Genomic DNA, 666 nt, shown 5'->3' with positions numbered 1-666 from the left:
TGAAGACGAGTAATTTCACTGGCAATCACATCGATTTCATCTCGTAGATACAAACGAATATCTGTCGCAACCTGGTCATTTCGAGATCGCCCTGTATGGAGTTTCTTGCCCGTGATACCAATTTTTTCTGTTAAGGCTGCCTCGACGTTCATATGTACATCTTCCAGTTTGACAGACCACTGGAATTTGCCACTCTCGATTTCTGCCTGAACCTCTTTCAAGCCCTGAATGATTTGCGTTTTCTCTTCTTCAGTCAGCACGCCAACTTTTGCCAGCATCGTCGCATGCGCAATAGAGCCCTGGATATCGTGGAAATACAAACGCTGATCAAACTCTACTGACGCAGTAAATTGTTCAACAAAAGCATCGGTAGGCTCGGTAAAGCGTCCTCCCCATGGCTTTTCTTTACTTGAATCACTCTGCGTATTTAGCTGGCCGTTATTGTCGTTTGCATTGCTCATGTTTGATTACCCATCTACACTGAAATTTGTGGAGTCAAAATTGCGGCGCGCATTGTAGCACAAAAGCGAATAATACGCCTTAGTCATCCCTTGTAAAGAAACCAGTCATTTATCATGCATAGAAACGCCAAGCAATCACAGCCAAACAAAAACAGCCATGCTGATGATTCTAAGCAAGCTTCAGGGAGTGAGCAGAACTCCAATT

Annotated in this window: 1 protein-coding gene; it reads right to left on the bottom strand. The window is 44.0% G+C overall.

The features are described 5' to 3' along the window. A partial coding sequence (locus tag A3729_RS05890; protein WP_255376381.1) for a lyase family protein occupies positions 1–461 on the bottom strand: 461 nt, incomplete at its 3' end. Positions 462–666: the final 205 nt, after the last annotated feature.

It is taken from the genome of Oleiphilus sp. HI0043 (assembly GCF_001634935.1).
The sequence above is the reverse complement of the archived record's forward strand: the minus strand, read 5'-3'. Positions and strand labels throughout refer to the sequence as shown.